Consider the following 1,434-nt stretch of genomic DNA (forward strand, 5'->3'; position numbering starts at 1 on the left):
GGACCAGCATCGCGGCTTTCTGCCTGTGGCGCGGCGGGCGCCTCAAGTGCGACAGCCTTGGCCGCAATGGTGACGGGCACATCCTTGCCGTCGACCTCGACCGCGACGGGGGTGGCGGATTTATCTTGCAGGAAGGAGAAGAGCCGCACCACCGGTTGCACCTTGGGCCGTCCGGCAAAGAACCCGGTCAGGCCCTGCGCGGTGGAAATGGCCATCGGCGCGATTTCTCCGGCAAAGATATTGAGCGCGCGCCGGTCGTCATGCGCGGCGCCGATCTTCAGCACCACTTCGCGCGTTTGGGCGCGGGCGTTGGCGCCATAAGCGGCCTCGGCCCCCAGAACCTCGGTGCTGACCTGCCGGAAATCGCCAAGGTTCTTGTCGCGGAAAATCCGGCGGCAGCGGGTCAGGATCGCCTCGGCCACGCGCTCGGCCTTGGCCGGTGCGTCAATGGCCGCCAGCGTCAGCGTGGTCACCGCGCGCCAGCCATCGGCATGGGTCGCCGAGACCTTGTAGCTGCCGGTGCGCCCGAGGCCTTTGCCGCCTTTGACCAGCACCTGATCGGGGCCGACCTGTTCGAGCGTGACATCAGACCAGTCGCAGATCACATCGGGCAGCAGGTAAGCGCGCGGGTCGCCGATCTCATACAGCATCTGCTCGCCAACCGAGCCGGGCACAACCAACCCGCCGGTGTCGGGCGTCTTGGTCATGATAAAACTGCCGTCTTCGGACACTTCGACAATGGGCATGCCCATATTGTCCCAACCCGGCACATCCTGCCAGTCGGTGAAGTTGCCGCCCGTCCCTTGCGGGCCGCATTCGATCAAATGGCCCGCGAGCGAGCCCTGGCTGAGCTTGTCCCAGTCATCGTCGCCCCAGCCAAATTCGTGCATCAAGGGGCCAAGCGCCACGGCGCTGTCGGCGCAACGTCCGGTAATGACGATATCGGCGCCGGCATCCAAAGCCGTCGCGATCGGGCGGGCGCCGAGATAGGCATTCATGCTCCAGATGTCATCGGGAAACTCGACGCCAGAGAACATCTCGGTCTGGCCGCTGGCGCGGATATCATCGGCCTGCGCCGACAAATCGTCGCCCAGAACCACGCCGATGGACAGGTCAATGCCCGCCTCTGCGGCGGCTTTGGCCAGTGCATCGCGGCAACCGCGCGGGTTGACCCCACCGGCATTGGCCACAACTTTCATTCCCTTGGATTTGATCTCGGACAGCCAGGGCACCAAAGCCTTGACGAAATCCGGTGCATAACCCGCCTCCGGCGTCTTGGCCCGCGCCCGCGCCATCAGCGACATTGTCACTTCGGCCAGATAATCGAACACCAGATAGTCGATCTCGCCTTTGGTCACCAATTGGCCGACCGCTTCGGGCGTATCGCCCCAAAAACCTGAGGCGCACCCAATGCGCAGTTTTCCATCAGACATA

1 protein-coding gene is annotated in these 1,434 nt (G+C 64.2%); it reads right to left on the reverse strand.

Annotation, left to right across the window (positions count from 1 at the left end; translation table 11 throughout):
• Positions 1-1,434: acyclic terpene utilization AtuA family protein (locus DI396_RS16335; protein WP_110797479.1), on the reverse strand; the 1,434-nt coding region annotated here is incomplete at both ends.

The organism is Litorivita pollutaquae, assembly GCF_003205515.1.
Classification (GTDB): domain Bacteria; phylum Pseudomonadota; class Alphaproteobacteria; order Rhodobacterales; family Rhodobacteraceae; genus Litorivita; species Litorivita pollutaquae.